This window comes from Alicycliphilus denitrificans (assembly GCF_044792555.1).
GTDB classification, from domain to species: Bacteria; Pseudomonadota; Gammaproteobacteria; order Burkholderiales; family Burkholderiaceae_C; genus Alicycliphilus; species Alicycliphilus denitrificans_A.
The window spans coordinates 962,077-979,582 of record NZ_CP126238.1 but is presented as its reverse complement, the minus strand read 5'-3'; the positions used below and the strand labels follow the sequence as shown (position 1 = coordinate 979,582).

The window sequence follows — 17,506 nt, the reverse complement described above, 5'->3', positions numbered from 1 at the left end:
CTCAGGCTTTTTTATCTTCACCGATCAGGAGCTTGGTGTCCGACAGGTACATGTGCGGCGGCACCTCGAGGTTGTCGGGCGCAGGCTTGTTCTTGAACACGCGGCCCGCCATATCGAACGTGGAGCCATGGCAGGGGCACAGAAAACCGCCCTGCCAGTCATTGGGCAGAGAAGGCTGGGGGCCGGGCGTGAACTTGTCGGAGGGAGAGCAGCCCAGGTGCGAGCAGATGCCCACGGCCACCAGAATCTCGGGCTTGATGGAGCGCCACTCGTTGCGCGCGTACTCGGGCGTGAGCTCCGACGGATTGCGCATCGACTGGGGGTCGGCCAGCTGGCCGTCGAGCTTGGGCAGCTCGGCCAGTTGCTCCGCGGTGCGCTTGACGATCCACACGGGCTTGCCGCGCCACTCGACGGTGATCTTCTCGCCGGGCTTGAGGCTGGAGATATCCACCTCGACGGCGGCACCTGCGGCCTTGGCCTTCTCGGAAGGCTGGAACGTACTCACAAATGGGACGGCAACGGCCACTCCGCCCACCGCACCAGCACAGCTGGACGCAATGAGCCACGTCCGCTTGCTGGAGTCGATCTGAGTTTGACTCATGGGGATCCTCGGTATGCTTCGCTATGGGGTCAACCGTAAATTGTAGCGGACCGGAAATGCTTGCTTCAATGTTGTGCTCGCACTTAAGCTAACTCACCCGCCGGTTCTTCGTGTTTTTCTCTTTTCAAAGGTCCTTCAAAATGAGCATTACCAAAGAATTCAAGGAATTTGCCATCAAGGGCAACGTGATTGACTTGGCCGTCGGCGTGATCATCGGCGCCGCGTTCGGCAAGATCGTCGACTCCGTCGTGGCCGACCTCATCATGCCGGTGGTCGGCCTGGTGTTCGGCAAGCTCGACTTCTCCAATCTCTTCATCGTGCTGGGCAGCATCCCCGAGGGCACGGCCCGAACGCTGGATGCACTGAAGAAGGCCGGTGTGCCGGTATTTGCCTATGGCAGCTTCATCACCGTGGCGGTGAACTTCCTCATCCTGGCATTCATCATCTTCATGATGGTCAAGCAGTTCAACCGCCTCAAGCGCGAGGCACCGGCTGCCGAACCGGCACCCGCGCCGGTGACTCCCGAAGACATCGTGCTGCTGCGCGAAATCCGCGACAGCCTGAAGCGCTGATTTTTTGCCCCTGCTCGCACGCCCGTGGCATCCGCGCCACAGGCGTGTGCTTTTTGACGATTTTTATCGGCTCAACGCCCCAGGCTGCGCGCCATGCGCACGGCCTGGATGAGGCTGCCGGCATCGGCCACGCCGCGCCCCGCGAGGTCGAAGGCCGTGCCATGGTCCGGGCTGGTGCGCACCAGGGGCAGGCCCAGGGTGACATTCACGCCCTTGTCCAGGCCCAGGTACTTCACGGGGATCAGTCCCTGGTCGTGGTACATCGCCAGCACCACATCGAACTCACCCGGTTTCCCGGCCGTGGAGCGCGCGCGCATGAAGACGGTATCGGGCGCATAGGGGCCAAGGGCGTCGATGCCCTCGGCGCGCGCCCGAGCAATCGCCGGGGCGATGATCTCCAGCTCCTCGCGCCCAAACAGGCCGCCTTCGCCCGCATGGGGATTGAGCCCCGCCACGGCGATGCGCGGCGCCCGGCCCAGGCTGCGCGAGAGCGCGGCCTGCGTGATGCGCAGCGTCTGCAGCAGGTTGTCCGGCGTCACGGCGGCAATGGCCTCGCGCAGCGACATGTGGATGCTGACAAGCACCGTGCGCAACTCATCGCTGGCCAGCATCATGCGCACCGGCATCTGCGCGACGGCCACGCCGGCGTGGCGTGCTGCCTCGGCCTGCAGCAGCTCGGTGTGGCCCGGGAAGGACACGCCCGCGGCGGCCAGCGCCTCCTTGTGCAGGGGTGCGGTCACCAGAGCCGCGATCTCGCCGCGCAGCGCCGCGCGCGCCGCCCAGAGCACGCAGGCCGCTGCCGCACGGCCCGCATCGGCGCTCACCTGCCCCCAGGGCACCAGGGGGCCGGCCAGCTCGGGTAGCTGCCACACGGGCAGGCAGCGCGGCGGCACCTGTGCCAGATCGCCCAGCTTGTCCAGCCGCGCCACCGGCAGGCTGGTCTCACCGGGCCGCTCGATGCAGGCCGCGGCGCGGCGCAGCGTGGCCACATCGCCCACGACAAAACAGCCGTGCAAATCCTGCGGCGCATCGCGAAAGGCCTTGGCCACGATTTCCGGGCCTATGCCCGCCGGGTCGCCCTGGGTGATGGCAATTGGAAGGGATGGATGCATGGGAGATATGTATCAAAAATGGGCCTAACGCCCGTCCAAAAAGCGCAACAAGCTATATTATTTATAGCTACCAACGCCTGTCAGGCGGGATTGTCGATATCGATGAAACTATGCTCCAGCGCCAATTGCTGCGCCACATGGGCGGCGACGGCGGGCGCGCCGTAGCGCTCCGTCGCGTGGTGGCCTGCAGCGATGAAGGCCACGCCGGTCTCGCGCGCCAGGTGGGTTTGGGGCTCGGAGATCTCGCCGGTGATGAAGGCATCGGCGCCGGCGGCGATGGCGGCTTCAAAAAAGCCCTGCGCGCCGCCGGTGCACCAGGCCACGCGCCGGATGGGGCGCGCTTCCTCGGGAGCCACGAGGGTCACGCTGCGCCCCAGCACCGCCCGCACATGGGTTGCCAGGTCGGCGGCGCCGGCAAAGGTGGCCGGCGCGGCAAAGCCGAGATCCTGCTCGCCAAAGCGCTGGTCGGCCTGCCAGCCCAGCACAAGGCCCAGCTGGGCGTTGTTGCCCAGCTCTGCATGCGCGTCCAGCGGCAGGTGATAGGCAAACAGATTGATATCGTGCGCCAGCAGGCGCTGCAGGCGCTGCTTCATCCAGCCGGTGACGCGGCCATCCATGCCGCGCCAGAACAGGCCGTGGTGCACGAAGATGGCGTCGGCACGCTGGTCAATAGCAGCGTCGATGAGCGCCCGGCTGGCCGTGACCCCGCTGACGATGCGCGTGATCCGGCCCTTGCCCTCCACCTGCAGACCGTTGGGGCCGTAGTCCTTGAAGCGCTCGGGCTGCAGCAGGTTGTCGAAGTGGGCCAGTAGGTCGTGTCGCTCGATGCTCATGGCGCCAATTGTGCCCAAGCGCCGCGGGCCGATGCCGCAAACACGCGACAATCACCCTTTCATCGCCGCGCCCCTGTGCCGCCCCATCTCTGCATCATGAAACGCTACTGGCTGCTGTTCTCCCAAGCCGTGACGGTGCTCGTCGCCGCCTACTTCGTCGTCGCCACCCTGCAGCCCGGCTGGCTGCAACGCGGCACGACCACGAGCGGCGCGGGCATTTCGCTCATCGAGGCACCTCCCTCCACCGGCTCCCAACCCGCGGCCGGCAGCTTCAGCGCGGCAGCGCGCAAGGCGGCGCCGGCCGTGGTCAGCATCAACACCAGCAAGGAGGTGCGCCACCCGCGCAGCAACGACCCGTGGTTCCAGTTCTTCTTTGGCGACCAGGGTCCGCAGGCGCAGACGGGCCTGGGCAGCGGCGTCATCATCAGCCCCGATGGCTATATCCTGACCAACAACCATGTGGTCGAGGGCGCCGACGAGATCGAGGTCACGCTCACCGACAGCCGGCGTACCCGCGCCACCGTGATCGGCACGGACCCGGACACCGACCTGGCCGTGCTCAAGGTGCAGTTGGACAAGCTGCCCGTCATCGTGCTGGGCGACTCCGACCACCTCGCCGTGGGCGACCAGGTGCTGGCCATTGGCAACCCCTTTGGCGTCGGCCAGACGGTCACCAGCGGCATCGTCTCGGCACTCGGGCGCAGCCAGCTGGGCATCAACACGTTCGAGAACTTCATCCAGACCGATGCGGCCATCAACCCCGGCAACTCCGGCGGCGCGCTGGTGGATGTAAATGGCAGCCTGATGGGGATCAACACCGCCATCTACTCGCGCTCGGGCGGCAGCATGGGCATTGGCTTTGCCATCCCCGTCTCCACGGCCAAGCTGGTACTGGACGGCATCGTGCGCGACGGCCAGGTCACGCGCGGCTGGATAGGCGTGGAGCCCAATGAGCTATCGCCCGAGCTGGCGCAGACCTTCGGCGTGCAAGCCACGCAGGGGGTGATCATCACCGGGGTGCTGCAGGGCGGCCCCGCCGCGCAGGCCGGCATACGCCCCGGCGACGTCATCCTGCGCGTGGCGGGCAAGCCCACCGACAATGTCTCGCAACTGCTCACGGCCGTGGCCGCACTGCCGCCGGGCAAGGCAGCGAGCTTCGAGCTGCAGCGCGGCGACAGGCAGCTGAAATTGTCGGTAGTGGCAGGAACCCGCCCGCGCATGCCACAGCGCCGCTGACGTTTTACTCTCTCAAAAAAATAGCTGCCAGCGCTTGATACACGGGCGCTGGCAGCTATTTTTACTGAAATCCATCAGGAAGTGGATTCCTGCCCATCCTCATCCTCGGGCGCCTGGGTGTGGCGCATGAACAGTTGCGCCGCCCAGATGCCGACTTCATACAGCAGGCACATGGGGATGGCCAGGGCCAGCTGGGATACCACGTCCGGCGGCGTGACGATGGCGGCGATCACGAAGGCCATGACGATGAAGTAGCCGCGAAAACTCTTCAGCTTGTCCACACTTACCACGCCCAGGCGCGCCAGCACCACGACGGCGATCGGCACCTCGAAGGCCAGGCCAAAGGCCAGGAACATGGTCATCACAAAGCCCAGATAGGCCTCGATATCGGGCGCGGCGGTGATGCTCTTGGGCGCAAAGCCCTGGATGAAGCTGAACACCTGGCCGAACACGAAGAAGTAGCAGAACGCCACGCCAATGAAGAACAGCACCGTGCTGGAGACCACCAGCGGCAGCACCAGGCGCTTTTCGTGCGAGTACAACCCCGGCGCGACAAAGGCCCAGACCTGCCACAGCACGATTGGCAGGGCGATCAGGAAGGCCGACATCAGCAGGATCTTCAGGGGCACCATGAAGGGCGAGATCACCGAGGTGGCGATCATGGTCGCCCCCTGCGGCAGGTGCGCCACCAGCGGCGCGGCCAGCAGGTCATACAGTTGCCCCGGGCCGGGGTAGAAGAACAATGCGGCCGCGGCGATGCCCACGGCGATCATCGCCTTCACCAGGCGGTCGCGCAGCTCCATCAGGTGCTGCACGAAAGGCTGCTCGGTACCGGCGAGCTCGTCTTCTTGATTGGGTGTTTCGGACATGGTGGGAGTGTGGCGGACATGGTGCCCACCGGGGCTACGCGGTGGGCGCAGCCTTGGAAGTCATGGGATCAATGGAATTTCCGGGGCCGAAAGCGCGCCACGCGCGCCGCGCCCGACTGCGCCCTGGTGCGCACGCCGGCACGCGCCTTGTACCACTGCGGCACGGCACCGCGCTTGAGGCGCCAGTTCTTGCCCGGGTGCTTGTAGGCGGGGACGATGGTGGACAGCTCCTGCGAGGCGCCGGCGCCATCGCCCAAAGGGGTGAAGTCCTCCCCCAGGCTCTGCTCCATGTCCTTCTGGAAGTCGCTGGCGCTGGTCTGGATGCTCTGCTCCACATCGCGCGCGGCGTTCTCCACCGTATCCTTCATCTTGCGCAGCTCGTCAAGCTCCATGGAGCGGTTCACCTCGGCCTTCACATCCGACACATAGCGCTGCGCCTTGCCCAGCAAGGTGCCTACGGTGCGCGCCACGCGTGGCAGCTTCTCGGGGCCGATGACGATGAGAGCCACGGCGCCGATCAGCGCCATCTTGGACAGGCCAATGTCGATCATGAAAAACGCTCAGGCAATGCGCTGAAGCACTCAGCTCTTTTGCTTGGCCTGGACGTCGATGGTGGTCTTGTCGGCTGCCGCGGCGTTGGTCACCTGGCCGGCGGGGGTGTTGGTGGCCGCCTGGTCATCGCTGCTGGAGCCTTCCTTCATGCCGTCCTTGAAGCCCTTCACGGCGCCGCCCAGGTCGGAGCCTATGTTCTTGAGCTTCTTGGTACCGAACACCATGACGACGATGAGCAGCACGATGAGCCAGTGCCAGATGGAAAACGATCCCATGAAAATCTCCTAACGAATGCGACCCATTTTAGACGTCGCCAGATATGCCAAACCTGCGATAACCCTTGACACACGTTGGATGCATGACAAGGCGTGATGGTTCAACCCCTGAGCCAGGGGCGCGGGCCGCCGATGACGTGCAGGTGCAGATGGTGCACCTCCTGCCCGCCCTCCGCGCCGGTGTTGACCACGATGCGATAGCCCCCGTCCGGATAGGGGTTGCAGCCCTGCTCCATGGCCAGCCTCGGGGCCAGCAGCATCATGTGGCCCAGCAGGCCCGCATGCTCGGGCGCGACGGCCGCCATGGAGTGCAGGTGCAGCTTTGGCACGATGAGAAAGTGCACCGGCGCCCAGGGGTGGATGTCGTGGAAGGCGAGGACATGTTCGTCCTCGAACACCTTCTTGGACGGGATCTGGCCGGCGATGATCTTGCAGAAGAGGCAGTTGGGATCGTGCATGAAACAGGCGAAGGGGAGGAGGCAGTAACGGTCAGTGATTGTCGGTCAAATGCAAGGTGTGCTGCACGCCCACGTCATGGCGATGACGGTGCAGCCAGCGCTGGCCCTCGGCGCGCCCGAGTTCAAACAACTGGCGCACAAAGCCCATGTCGGCGCGCGTCTTGCTGGCCTCGCCAAACACGGCCAGCACGCGGCCACCGTCGATGCGGTGCATGCGCATGCTCTTGTAGTGCTGAGGATCGAGCCGCCCCTCGGCCAGCAGGCGGCGCACGAAGTCGATGGCACGCAGCTCGCCCAGCAGGCTGGCGTTGAAGGTGACCTCGTTCATGCGCTCCATGATCTCCTGCGCGGTATCGGGCAGGTCGCGGTGCTCTATGGGATTGATCTGCACCAGCAGCACATCGGCGCATTCGGTCTGGTAGATCAGCGGGTACAGCGCCGGATTGCCGGAAAAGCCCCCGTCCCAGTAATGCTCGCCGTCGATCTGCACCGCCTTGAACATCAGCGGCAGGCAGGCCGAGGCCATGACGGCGTCGGCCGACAGGCGCACGCCCGAAAAAATCTCGCCGCGGCCGGTGCGCACATTAGTCGCGCACACGAACACCTTGGGCACATGCGCATGGCGTGCGTGGCACAGGGCATCGAAGTCCACCACGCGCTCGAGCAGGCTGCGCAGCGGATTGATGCCCAGCGGATTGGTCTGGTAGGGCGAGAGCCATTGGCTCAGCATGCCCAGCAAGGGATTGCCCTGCAGCGGCACGCCCCACATCAGGCTGCCCATGGCGCCCACGCCCTCCCACAGGCGGGTAAGCGCTGTGCGCGCCAGCGCGCAGCCGGCCTGGTGCGCCTCACGCGCATCCTTGTGCTGCAGCGCCGCTTGGGCAAAGCCATGGGCCAGCGCCACGGCGTTCATGGCGCCGGCGCTGGTGCCGCTGATGCCCTCGAAGGCAAAACCGCCGTCTTCGAGCAGCGCATCGAGCACGCCCCAGGTGAGCGCGCCATGCGAGCCGCCACCCTGCAGGGCCAGATTCAGGGGCGGCTGCGCGCCGGCTTCAGCCATCGATGGCCTGGCCCTTGTTCATGGCCACCATGCCGCGCACGATGCGGTACAGGAACCAGATGGAGATCAGGCCCCAGGCCACCCAGCCCGGAAACAGGAAAAACAGCCACAGCGGCGCGGTCACCACGTACAGCACGCCGACCCACAACACGGTGCCGATGCGCCAGGAGAAATGGCTGGCTTGCCAGGTGCCTTCGGCGTCGCCCTTCTTCACCAGGTCGATGACCAGGGCCACGATGAGCAGGGCCACGCCGGGCTGTGCCCCGGGCAGCACGGCGCCCACGGCCACGATCAGATGCAGGATGTAGCTGACCCAGCCCCAGGCCTTCAGGCCCTCGGCACGAGCATCCGGCTCTACGTCGATGACGTCGTTGCTCACGGCGCCTCTCCTTCCTCCAGGGCCCGGCCCGCCAGCTTGCGCAGCGCCTTTTCCTCGATCCCGCTGGTGCCCTCGCGGCGCTCGAGCTCGGCGATCACGTCGGCCGGGCTCAGGCCATAGTGGGCCAGCGCAATCATGGAGTGAAACCACAGGTCGGCCACCTCGTAGACCAGCTTTGCCGGGGCCGCGCCATGGTCCACGTCCTTGGCCGCCATCACCACCTCGGTGGCCTCTTCGCCAATCTTTTTCAGAAAGGCGTCCGGCCCCTTGTGCAGCAGGCGTGCGACGTAACTGGCCTGCGGGTCGCCGCCGCTCGCGGGCTTGCGGCTCTCGATCACGGCGGCCAGGCGTGCGAGGGAATCATTGCTGGACATGGGCGTTACTACTTGTAGATGGATTCGGGGGCTTTCAGGACCGGATCGACGGCCTGCCAGGCGCCAGCCCTGAGGACGCTGAAGAAACAGCTGTGGCGCCCGGTATGGCAGGCGATGCCGGGCTCGTGCCCAAGCTGCGTGACCTTCAGCAGCACCACATCGTGGTCGCAGTCCAGGCGCATCTCGTGCACCTGCTGCACATGGCCCGACTCCTCGCCCTTGAACCACAGCCTGCCACGCGAGCGGCTGAAGTACACGGCGCGGCCCAGCTCCGCCGTTTTCGCCAGCGCCTCGCGGTTCATCCAGGCGAACATCAGCACGTCGCCCGTGGCGGCCTCTTGCGCGATCACGGGCACCAGGCCCTGCGCGTCCCATTTCACTTGATCAAGCCAGTTCATGGCGCCATTGTCGGAGCTTTGCCGCAACGCGGCAGGCTAATTATTTTGATAGCTACTCACGCTTGTTCAACAAGCGTTTCCGCCCTATTTGATTCAAAAACTGTTCACAGCCGCACGGGAATACCACGCGCGCGCATATGCTCCTTGGCCTGGCGCACGGTGAATTCGCCATAGTGGAAGATGCTGGCGGCGAGCACGGCATCGGCCCCGCCGACGGTCACGCCATCGGACAGGTGATCGAGGTTGCCCACGCCGCCCGAGGCGATCACGGGCACGCCCACGGCGTCGCTCACGGCGCGCGTGAGCCGCAGGTCAAAGCCGCTCTTGGTGCCGTCGCGGTCCATGCTGGTGAGCAGGATCTCGCCCGCGCCGCGGCGCGCCATCTCCTCGGCCCAGCGCACGGCATCCAGGCCCGTGTTCTTGCGCCCGCCGTGGCTGTACACGTCCCAGCCCTCGCCGCGCTCGGCCACTTCCTGGCCCTGGCGGCGCTTGGCGTCGATCGCCACGACGATGCACTGCGCGCCGTATTTGTCGGAGGCCTGGTTGATGACCTCGGGGGCGGCGATGGCGGCGGAGTTGAAGCTGGTCTTGTCCGCGCCCGCGTTGAGCAGGCGGCGCACGTCGGCCACGGTGCGCACGCCGCCGCCGACGGTGAGGGGGATAAAGACCTGGCTGGCCACGGCCTCGATGATGGGCAGGATCAGGTCGCGCCCGTCACTCGTCGCGGTGATGTCGAGGAAGGTGAGCTCGTCCGCGCCCTGCTCGTTGTAGCGCGCGGCGATCTCCACCGGGTCGCCCGCGTCGCGCAGTTCGACGAAGTTGATGCCCTTGACGACGCGGCCACCGGTCACGTCCAGGCAGGGGATGATGCGTTTGGCAAGCATGGGGATTTGTTTCACGGCTGGGGCGTGCAAGATACCACGCCAGCGCGGGTCAATCGGCAAGCTGGCGCGCCACGCCATCCTGCCAGCGCCAGACATCCTGGCACATGGCCGCCACGTCGCGCCGGGCGCGCCAGCCCAGCAGCCGCTCGGCCAGGCGGGGGTCGGCCCAGCAGGCCGCCACGTCGCCCGGGCGGCGCGGCCCGACCTGGTAGGGCACGGGGCGGCCGCTGGCCTGCTCGAAACCGCGCACCATCTCCAGCACCGACACCGGCCGGCCCGTGCCCAGGTTCAGCGTCAGCAGGCCCGGGTGCTGGCGCAGGTAGCGCAGCGCCGCCACATGGCCCTCGGCCAGGTCGCAGACATGGATGTAGTCGCGCTGGCCCGTGCCGTCGGGCGTGGGGTAGTCGTTGCCCCAGACGTTCAAGAACTCGCGCCGGCCGCTGGCCACCTGCGCCACGTAGGGCATGAGGTTGTTGGGCACGCCCTGCGGGTCCTCGCCGATCAGGCCGCTCTCGTGCGCGCCCACGGGGTTGAAGTAGCGCAGCCGCGCGATGCGCCACTGGCCGGGCGCGCTGGCATCCACATCGGCCAGCATCTGCTCCATCATCAGCTTGCTCCAGCCATAGGGGTTGGTGGCCATGAGCGGAAAATCCTCGCGTATCGGCAAGCTGGCCGGCTCGCCATACACCGTGGCCGAGGAAGAAAACACCAGTTGGCGCACGCCCGCCTGGCGCATCGCCTGCAAGAGCGTGACCGTACCCGCGACGTTGTTGTCGTAGTAGGCCAGGGGCTCGCGCACCGATTCGCCCACGGCCTTGAGCGCGGCAAAGTGGATCACCGCCGTGAATTGATAGCGCGCAAACAACTGCTGCAGCAAGGCCACGTCGCGCACGTCACCGTGCACGCATTCGGGCGTGCGCCCCGTGATGCGCCCTATGCGCGGCAGCACCGAGGGGTGGCTGTTGCTGAAGTTGTCCAGCACCAAATATGGCTCGTCCGCCTGCGCCAGCGCCACACACATATGCGAGCCAATATAGCCCGCGCCTCCGGTCACCAAGATCAAAACCACTCTCCTGCGGCTATTGCCATGCTCTGCATTGTGGCAGACCAAGCATTAACTACCACATATCAATAACCGATTGACTAAATTAATTGATTACACTTGGATACTTCCAGATTCCAGCTGTCATGCCGCACCGCCAGCTGCAGCGAAATCCTTCACTCCCATGCTCGCCTGCCCTTTTTCGCAACTGTGCCAACGCCTGGTGTGGGGTCTGCTCTGCCTGTTGCTGGCCTGGGGCGCCCAGGGGGCCACACCGGCGGTGGCGCTGTACTACGGCCATGACCTTCCCCTGGGCGAGTTCCGCGCCTTCGATCTGCTGGTCATCGACCCCGACCACACCACGCATCAGCCCGCCACCCTGCAGCCCGCCACCCAGGTCTATGCCTACGTCTCGGTGACCGAGGTGCAAGCCTCGCGCGCCTACTATCCGGACATCGCGGCAGACTGGAAGCTGGCGCGCAACCAGGACTGGCAGTCCGACGTCGTCGACCAAAGCGTGGCCGCATGGCCCGACTTCTTCGCCAGCCGCGTCGTCGCCCCCCTGTGGGAGCGTGGCTTCAGGGGTTTCTTTCTCGACACCCTGGATTCCTACCGCCTGGCGGAAAAATTCGACGAGCAGGCCCAGCAGCAGGGCCTGGTGCGCGTCATCGAGACCCTGCACCAGCGTTTTCCCGGCATCAGGCTGATCCTCAACCGGGGTTTTGACATCCTGCCCCGGGTGCGAGGCAAGGTGGAGATGGTGGCCGCCGAATCGCTTTACCGGCGCTGGAACGCCAAGGCGCAGCGCTACGAACAAGTGCCCGAGGCGGATCGCCAATGGCTGCTGGGGCAGCTGCGCAGCATCCAGCAACGCGACGGCCTGCCCGTGCTGGTGATTGACTATGTTGCGCCGCACGACCGTGCGCTCACACGCAGCACTGCCGCAAAAATTGCGCAGGACGGATTCCTGCCCTGGGTCACGGATGCGCAGTTGTCCACCATGGGCATCGGCAGCATCGAGGCCGTACCACGCCGGGTGCTGGTGCTCTACAACGGCGATGAGTCACCGGCTCTCAACTACGCCAACGCCCACCGCTTCCTGCAAATGCCGCTCAACCACATGGGCTATGTGACCGACTATGTGGACGTGCGCGCCGGTCTGCCCGATCGGGTGGCGCCGGGCCGCTATGCCGGCGTGGTGAGCTGGTTCTCCGGGTACGTGCCTGCGGTCAGGCGCACCCACCTGAGCCGATGGCTGCAGGCGCGCATCCGCGAAGGCATGCCGCTGGCCGTTCTGGGCGACTGGGGCCTGGAGCCAGACCGCGCCCTCACGCGCAGCCTGGGCCTGGCCATCGACAAGGCCGAGCCCCAGGGTGCATTGCGCCAGACGCAGCTCGCCTCCATGATGGGACTGGAAAACCCGCCCCCCCCGCCCGGACGGCAAACCAGCCTGGAGCAGCTGGCGCCCGACATGGCGCACCGGGCGCAAGCCCTGATCGAGCTGCGCGACACGCGCGACCACGCCTTCGTGGGCGGAGCCATCACGCCCTGGGGCGGCTTCATCCTGGATCCCAACGTGCTGTACGAAATCCCGGGCACGGACGACACGCGCTGGGTGGTCGACCCGTTTGCCTTCCTGCAGCAGGCCCTGCGCCTGCCCGCCATCCCCGTGCCCGACACGACGACGGAAAACGGCCGGCGCCTGCTGCTGGCGCATGTGGACGGCGACGGTTTTCCCTCGCTGGCGGAGTTTCCCGGCAGCCCGCTGGCCGCCCAGGTGCTGCTCAAGGAGGTCTTCGAGAAGTACCGCATTCCCCAGACCATGTCCATCATCGAGGCCGAGGTGGCGCCCGAGGGCCTGCACCCGGATCTGAGCCCGCGCATGGAAGAGATAGCGCGCAAGATGTTCCGCCTGCCCCACATCGAGGTTGCGAGCCACTCCTACTCCCATCCCTTCTTATGGGACACGAACGTGCGGCACGGTCTTTTCCAGGAAGACGCGGAGGCCGCGTTGTCCCTGGAGGTTCCTGGCTACACCATGGACCTGGAGCGCGAAATCATGGGCTCCAGCCGCTACATCAACGAGCGACTGGCGCCCAAGGACAAGCCCGTCAGGATCCTGCAATGGACCGGCGACACCGCGCCCAGCGCCCAGGCGCTGGAGATCAGCTATCGCGCCGGGCTGCTGAACATCAACGGCGGCGACACCTCCATCAGCCGCGCCAACCCCACGCTCACGGCGGTGAAGGGCTTGGGCATCCGTAAACATGGTTTCCTGCAGGTCTATGCCCCGATCACCAACGAGAACCTCTACACCAACCTGTGGACCGGCCCGTTCTACGGCTTCGAGCGCGCCATAGAAACCTTCGAGATGACGGACAGCCCACGGCGCATCAAACCCGTGGGCATTTATTACCATGTGTATTCCACCTCCAAGCCCGCCGCCCTCAAGGCCCTGAAGAAGGTCTATGACTGGGCCCTGGCGCAGCCCTTGCACCCCGTGCGCACCTCGGAGTTCATCGCCAAGGTGCAGGACTTTTACGACTACGCCGTGGCGCGCGACGGTACAGGCTGGCGCCTGCGCAGCAGCAATGGCGCGCTGCGCACCGTGCGCCTGCCAGCCATCCTGGGCCAACCGCAGCCAGCCACAAGCCAGGCCGTGGCCGGCTGGCGCCAGGGCGGCGAGGGCAGCTATGTGCACCTCGCCGGCCCCGCGGCCTGGCTGCAGACCGACGAACAGCCCCAGGTGACGACGCCCTACCTGCTGGAGGCCAATGCCCGCCTCGCTGACTGGCAAGTCCAGGACGCTGGCCGGCGCGTGCAATTCGAGCTCCGGGGCCATGTGCCACTGGAGTTCGCATTGGTCGGCACCCAGACCTGCCAGGTGCGTGCCGACCAGCGCACCCTCACCGCCCTGCGCCCCGCGGTGCAACCCCCTTCCGCAGTGCAACAATTCAAGCTGCCTCATGCCGCCGCTCAGATCCAGATCCTCTGCCCCGAGCGTTGAGCGCCCCATACTTGCGCCCACCTGGCTGATCATGCTGCTCACCGCGATGATGTGCGGAGCCCTGTGGCTGCTGTATCCACGCCAGGATCTGGAATTGCGCCTGGCCGCCAGCGGCGAGAGCGAGCTGTCCACGGCCTACCTGCATAACCTGCTGCGCAGCGACCCGGACAACCCGCGCCTGCGCCTGCTGCTGGCCCAGCGCCAGATCAACCATGGCGATACGGTCAGCGCCCGCGCCACGCTGCAGCCCGCCCTGGATTCTTCCGTCCCGGCACTGCGCAAGGAAGCCCTGTGGGCGCAATGGGAACTGCTGTATACCGAATACCAGCATGCACCCGAGCGTGAGCCCGACAAGCGCCTTGCGCTGCTCCATGCATTGCAGCAGCACATACGCCAGCTGTCGCAGGAGAGCTGGCCCCTGGAGCGGCAAAGACGGTTGGCCGCCCTGGCCAGCGAGTTTGATCAGCAGGACATCGCCCTGGCGCTCAATCGCCAGAAGGCTCCCGAGGATCCGCACGAGGCCGCCCTGTTTTACGAACGCGTGGCCAAGGAGGCGCTGGCCCGCGGCGACTACGAGGGCTGCGCCCAGTCCTACCTGTCCGCACGCGGCAGCACGCCCGACCCCGAGCGGGCCAAGACCTATTACAACGCGGCCGTGGCCGCACTGCGCTCGGGCAACCGGCCCCAGGCGGCCCTGCTACTCGCCGAGCGCGAGCTCGGCCCCCTGGCCGACGATCCGCAAACCCTGTTCATGCTGACGCAGCTGGCCCGCTCTGCGGGCCGCCCCGACGTGGCCGAACACTATGTGCGCCGCCTCCTGCGCATGGCCCTGGAGCGACAGGCCACGCAATGGGCCGGCGCAGCCCGGGACTGGGCGTTGCAGCCCATCGCCTGGCGTGCAGCACCCGCCGTGCCATCTGCCGCCGCCTTGTTTGACGATGGCGCCAGCCTGCTCGTGCACCCGGCGCAGCGCCTGGCCCTGCCGGTGGCAGACAAGCCCCCCGCCCCGCAGCCGCCCGCCCTGCCCTTTGACGACAAGATCTACACCCTGGGCTACGAGGTATTCCTTGAGAACCGCAAGCTCGAAGACGCCTGGGCCATAGCCAGCGCCGCCGTGCGCCAGAACCCCGCCGACATGCGCTGGCGCGGCCGCCTGGCGCAGGTGTCGGAGTGGACGCAGCGCCCCGGCATGGCGCTGGAAAACTGGCTCATCCTCGCGCGCCAGACCCACCAGGAAGCCGCCTGGCAGGCCGTGCTACGCCTGGCGCCAGGTCAATTCGACGATGTGGCGCTGGTGCAGGCCCTGCGCCACCAGCTGCGCAGCCGCCCCGACGATCTGCGCCTGGTGCGCGCCCTGGTCGAGGCGCAGGAACGCCTGGGCGAACCCCAGCCGGCCATCGACTACCTGCGCCAGCATGCACGCAGCGCGGCCAGCCTGGAGCTGCTGGCCCAGCTGGCCGAACGCGCAGGCCAGCCCGACCTGGCCCTGGACGCCTGGCGCCAGCTGCTCGCCGACCCCGCCCAGCTCACCGCTGAGCGCGCCATGCATGGCGCCGTGCTGGCCCTGCAGCACCGCCAGCCCGAGCTGGGCCTGCAATGGCTGCAGGCCGTGCAGGACCGCCCGCTTGCATCTACCGATAGCACCGCCGAGCTGTGGCGCCTCACGGGCGAGCTGGCCGAGAACCGCGAGCGCAACCAGCTGGCCGTTGCCGCCTACCGCAGGCTCGTGGCCACGCAGAACGCCAGCATCGGCGACTACGACGCCCTCATCCGTCTGCTGCAGCGGGACCAGCCCCTGGAGGCTGCCGGGGTCGCCCTGCTGGCCTGGCGCCAGCACGACGAGCCGCGCCACCTGATCCAGGCCTTGACCCTGTATTCCAGCCACCACCAGTGGAGCGCATTCGCACGCGTACTGGAACAGCTCGATCCCGCACCCGACGCCACCCGCAATTCCCTGGCCAGGCTGCACCGCTCACCCCAGTTCCTGCGCCTGGTGGGCGGCTACCACCACAATGCCGGACGCTTTGCGCAGGCACGCCAGTATTACGAAGAGGGGTTGAAGGCCGATCCCAAGTCCTCCGACATGCGCCAGGCACTGCTATGGCTGCTCATCGATGGCAATGACGCCAGCGCCATCCGCGAACTGCTGGCGCTGCACGAGCCGGCCTGGAGCACCGACGAAGACCTGCACGAGGCCCTGGCCGGGGCATACCAGGCCCTGTCCCTGCCGCAGGTGGCGCTGACGCGCTACCTCACGCCCCATGTGGCCGAGCGCCAGGGTGATTTCCTGTGGCTCATGAACTACGCCGACGCGCTGGAGCAAAACCAGGAGGCCGACCGCGCCTGGCGCCTGCGCCGCCATCTGCTGTCGCAGCAATGGCAGGCAATGCAGCAAGGCACCACCCGTTTGAGTCGCAGCCAGGCACAGCAGCGGTGGCTGAGCGAAGAAGGCCTCAGCGCCACCCAGCGCATCGCCCGCACGCGCCTCACCCTCATGCAAAGGCCGGGTGACCCGGCGCAGGAGGTGCTGCGCGAGCTGCTGCGCCTGGATGGTGACGCCCAGGGCAACTTCTCCAACGCCGCGGCCGAGACCGCCATAGGCTGGCTGCAGGATGCGGGCGAGTACACGGCGGAGCGCGGCTTCCTGCGCCACCAATACGCACGCAGCCAGGCCCAGCGCGCCAACCGTCCGCTATGGGCCGAGATCACCGTGGCCCTGGCCGAGGACGACAAGGCCAGCACCGGCCAGCTGCTGCAGGAATTTGACGAACGCCTGCCGCGCTACGACCGCATCAACGCCGCCGCCGCGGTGGGCGACATGCGCCTGGCCCAGAGCGCCGCCTTCGAAACACAGGAGAGCCAGCCCGACGACAACCCGCTGCACCTGCAGCTCACCGACAACCTGCTGGCCTTCAGCGACCATGCGGGAGCACACCTGGCGCACAGGCAACTGGGGGCCATCGACGAAAGCCAGGTGGATGCCCAGCTGCATTGGGCCATCGGCCCGCGCCTGTCCCTGGAGCTGGACCTGTCACGCATCCGCCGCAGCGTCACGGCGCAGGATCAGCTGCAGAGCGCCGCCCATGAAGACATCGCAGCCCTGTTGCTGCGCTGGCGCCATGCCGACGGCGCCACCCTGGTACGCGCCGCCAGCCGCAGCGGCTACGCGCACACCACACCCCTGAGCCTGGAGCACGAGCAGCGCATCGACAACCGCCTGTCCCTGCGCGGCGAGCTCGGCTGGCACCTGCCCAGCGAGGAAAGCCTGGCGCTGCGCATGGGTGGCATGAAGACGCGCGTGGCCGCCCACCTGCGCTACCAGGCCACGCGCCAGGACAGCCTGCTGCTGTCGCAGTGGAGCGAGCAATACCGGCTGCAGACCGGCGCCGAGGTCGGCAGGGGCCGGCACACGGCCATTGAGTACACGCACACCTATCGCCAGGACGCCCCGACCTGGGAGTTGGGCGCCTTCTGGTCTGACCACCGCTTCGAGCGCCGCCACCCGGTGTTCCTGGGCCAGCAGGGGCTGGATTTCCAGCAACGCTTCCTGCCCGCCGGCGTGGGTGCCATGGGCATCGATTATTTTCTGCCCGCAAGCTTCCAGTTCTATGGGCTGCGCCTGTCGACGAATATGCGCTACGAGCAGGACTACACGCGCGCGCTGCGCCCCTACGCCAGCGTGAGCCTGACGCGGCACAGCCAGCTGGGCATGGGCTATGACCTGCGCCTGGGCCTGGCCGGCAGCATGCTCGGACCGGACCACCTGCGCCTGAGCCTCGGCCTGGGCAAATCGGGCCTGCAATCCCTGGGTCTGACGCGCCTGCTGGACCTGTCCTACCGCCTGCACTTTTAAA

17 protein-coding genes are annotated in these 17,506 nt (G+C 66.9%); 4 read left to right on the top strand and 13 right to left on the bottom strand.

The window, feature by feature from the left end; all coding sequences use genetic code 11:
* Position 1 precedes the first annotated feature (1 nt).
* Complete coding sequence (gene petA, locus P7644_RS04540; protein ID WP_404301863.1) at positions 2–601, bottom strand: ubiquinol-cytochrome c reductase iron-sulfur subunit; 600 nt, start codon at positions 599–601, stop codon at positions 2–4.
* Between the two features lie 140 nt (positions 602–741).
* Here petA and mscL point away from each other — a divergent pair, with 140 nt between their 5' ends.
* Positions 742–1,173, top strand: coding sequence for a large conductance mechanosensitive channel protein MscL (gene mscL / locus P7644_RS04535; RefSeq protein ID WP_404301862.1), 432 nt, complete (start codon positions 742–744; stop codon positions 1,171–1,173).
* 71 nt (positions 1,174–1,244) lie between these two features.
* Here mscL and pdxA read toward each other — a convergent pair whose 3' ends face one another.
* Together pdxA and P7644_RS04525 are read right to left on the bottom strand one after the other, a co-directional pair.
* Positions 1,245–2,285, bottom strand: coding sequence for a 4-hydroxythreonine-4-phosphate dehydrogenase PdxA (gene pdxA / locus P7644_RS04530; protein ID WP_404301861.1), 1,041 nt, complete (start codon positions 2,283–2,285; stop codon positions 1,245–1,247).
* Positions 2,286–2,365: 80 nt separating this feature from the next.
* Positions 2,366–3,118 carry a Nif3-like dinuclear metal center hexameric protein gene (locus tag P7644_RS04525; RefSeq protein ID WP_404301860.1) on the bottom strand — a complete coding sequence of 251 codons (753 nt, stop codon included), beginning with the start codon at positions 3,116–3,118 and terminating at the stop codon, positions 2,366–2,368.
* Between the two features lie 96 nt (positions 3,119–3,214).
* On the opposite strand from P7644_RS04525, the gene P7644_RS04520 reads away from it, so the two are divergent.
* Positions 3,215–4,354 carry a Do family serine endopeptidase gene (locus P7644_RS04520; RefSeq protein WP_404301859.1) on the top strand — a complete coding sequence of 380 codons (1,140 nt, stop codon included), beginning with the start codon at positions 3,215–3,217 and terminating at the stop codon, positions 4,352–4,354.
* A gap of 74 nt (positions 4,355–4,428) precedes the next feature.
* Here the strand turns inward: P7644_RS04520 and tatC are convergent, their stop codons facing one another.
* The 10 genes from tatC to galE form a co-directional block, all read right to left on the bottom strand.
* Complete coding sequence (gene tatC / locus P7644_RS04515) at positions 4,429–5,223, bottom strand: twin-arginine translocase subunit TatC (protein ID WP_404301858.1); 795 nt, start codon at positions 5,221–5,223, stop codon at positions 4,429–4,431.
* 68 nt (positions 5,224–5,291) lie between these two features.
* Complete coding sequence (gene tatB, locus P7644_RS04510; protein ID WP_404301856.1) at positions 5,292–5,774, bottom strand: Sec-independent protein translocase protein TatB; 483 nt, start codon at positions 5,772–5,774, stop codon at positions 5,292–5,294.
* 30 nt (positions 5,775–5,804) lie between these two features.
* Complete coding sequence (tatA, locus tag P7644_RS04505; RefSeq protein ID WP_404301855.1) at positions 5,805–6,050, bottom strand: Sec-independent protein translocase subunit TatA; 246 nt, start codon at positions 6,048–6,050, stop codon at positions 5,805–5,807.
* 101 nt (positions 6,051–6,151) lie between these two features.
* Positions 6,152–6,508, bottom strand: a complete 357-nt coding sequence (locus P7644_RS04500) for a histidine triad nucleotide-binding protein (protein ID WP_404301854.1) — start codon at positions 6,506–6,508, stop codon at positions 6,152–6,154.
* Positions 6,509–6,539: 31 nt separating this feature from the next.
* The gene (locus P7644_RS04495) at positions 6,540–7,568 is read right to left on the bottom strand and encodes a patatin-like phospholipase family protein (protein WP_404301853.1); all 1,029 of its coding nucleotides are present in this window, start codon (positions 7,566–7,568) and stop codon (positions 6,540–6,542) included.
* Positions 7,561–7,947, bottom strand: coding sequence for a DUF4870 family protein (locus P7644_RS04490; protein ID WP_404301851.1), 387 nt, complete (start codon positions 7,945–7,947; stop codon positions 7,561–7,563). The genes P7644_RS04495 and P7644_RS04490 overlap by 8 nt, the downstream gene beginning before the upstream one ends.
* Positions 7,944–8,321: a phosphoribosyl-ATP diphosphatase gene (locus P7644_RS04485; protein WP_404301850.1), complete on the bottom strand. Its 378-nt coding sequence runs from the start codon at positions 8,319–8,321 to the stop codon at positions 7,944–7,946. Before P7644_RS04485 ends, P7644_RS04490 begins: the two co-directional genes overlap by 4 nt.
* A gap of 8 nt (positions 8,322–8,329) precedes the next feature.
* Positions 8,330–8,719: a phosphoribosyl-AMP cyclohydrolase gene (hisI, locus tag P7644_RS04480; protein WP_404301849.1), complete on the bottom strand. Its 390-nt coding sequence runs from the start codon at positions 8,717–8,719 to the stop codon at positions 8,330–8,332.
* A gap of 104 nt (positions 8,720–8,823) precedes the next feature.
* Positions 8,824–9,603 carry an imidazole glycerol phosphate synthase subunit HisF gene (gene hisF / locus P7644_RS04475; RefSeq protein WP_404301848.1) on the bottom strand — a complete coding sequence of 260 codons (780 nt, stop codon included), beginning with the start codon at positions 9,601–9,603 and terminating at the stop codon, positions 8,824–8,826.
* A 49-nt stretch (positions 9,604–9,652) separates the two neighbouring features.
* Complete coding sequence (gene galE, locus P7644_RS04470) at positions 9,653–10,666, bottom strand: UDP-glucose 4-epimerase GalE (protein ID WP_404301847.1); 1,014 nt, start codon at positions 10,664–10,666, stop codon at positions 9,653–9,655.
* A 163-nt stretch (positions 10,667–10,829) separates the two neighbouring features.
* On the opposite strand from galE, the gene P7644_RS04465 reads away from it, so the two are divergent.
* Together P7644_RS04465 and P7644_RS04460 are read left to right on the top strand one after the other, a co-directional pair.
* Positions 10,830–13,652: a bifunctional glycoside hydrolase 114/ polysaccharide deacetylase family protein gene (locus tag P7644_RS04465; protein WP_404301846.1), complete on the top strand. Its 2,823-nt coding sequence runs from the start codon at positions 10,830–10,832 to the stop codon at positions 13,650–13,652.
* A gap of 31 nt (positions 13,653–13,683) precedes the next feature.
* Positions 13,684–17,505, top strand: coding sequence for a tetratricopeptide repeat protein (locus P7644_RS04460; RefSeq protein WP_404301845.1), 3,822 nt, complete (start codon positions 13,684–13,686; stop codon positions 17,503–17,505).
* The last annotated feature ends 1 nt before the right edge of the window (position 17,506 follow it).

Excerpts from the sequence above, each read along its gene's own strand:
- P7644_RS04460 (WP_404301845.1), top strand. The coding sequence starts at position 13,684 with ATGCTGCTCACCGCGATGATGTGCGGAGCCCTGTGGCTGCTGTATCCA.
- P7644_RS04495 (WP_404301853.1), bottom strand. The coding sequence starts at position 7,568 with ATGGCTGAAGCCGGCGCGCAGCCGCCCCTGAATCTGGCCCTGCAGGGT.
- tatC (WP_404301858.1), bottom strand. The coding sequence starts at position 5,223 with ATGTCCGAAACACCCAATCAAGAAGACGAGCTCGCCGGTACCGAGCAG.
- petA (WP_404301863.1), bottom strand. The coding sequence starts at position 601 with ATGAGTCAAACTCAGATCGACTCCAGCAAGCGGACGTGGCTCATTGCG.
- tatB (WP_404301856.1), bottom strand. The coding sequence starts at position 5,774 with ATGATCGACATTGGCCTGTCCAAGATGGCGCTGATCGGCGCCGTGGCT.
- mscL (WP_404301862.1), top strand. The coding sequence starts at position 742 with ATGAGCATTACCAAAGAATTCAAGGAATTTGCCATCAAGGGCAACGTG.
- tatA (WP_404301855.1), bottom strand. The coding sequence starts at position 6,050 with ATGGGATCGTTTTCCATCTGGCACTGGCTCATCGTGCTGCTCATCGTC.
- P7644_RS04465 (WP_404301846.1), top strand. The coding sequence starts at position 10,830 with ATGCTCGCCTGCCCTTTTTCGCAACTGTGCCAACGCCTGGTGTGGGGT.
- P7644_RS04500 (WP_404301854.1), bottom strand. The coding sequence starts at position 6,508 with ATGCACGATCCCAACTGCCTCTTCTGCAAGATCATCGCCGGCCAGATC.
- P7644_RS04525 (WP_404301860.1), bottom strand. The coding sequence starts at position 3,118 with ATGAGCATCGAGCGACACGACCTACTGGCCCACTTCGACAACCTGCTG.
- pdxA (WP_404301861.1), bottom strand. The coding sequence starts at position 2,285 with ATGCATCCATCCCTTCCAATTGCCATCACCCAGGGCGACCCGGCGGGC.
- hisF (WP_404301848.1), bottom strand. The coding sequence starts at position 9,603 with ATGCTTGCCAAACGCATCATCCCCTGCCTGGACGTGACCGGTGGCCGC.
- P7644_RS04485 (WP_404301850.1), bottom strand. The coding sequence starts at position 8,321 with ATGTCCAGCAATGATTCCCTCGCACGCCTGGCCGCCGTGATCGAGAGC.
- hisI (WP_404301849.1), bottom strand. The coding sequence starts at position 8,719 with ATGAACTGGCTTGATCAAGTGAAATGGGACGCGCAGGGCCTGGTGCCC.
- P7644_RS04520 (WP_404301859.1), top strand. The coding sequence starts at position 3,215 with ATGAAACGCTACTGGCTGCTGTTCTCCCAAGCCGTGACGGTGCTCGTC.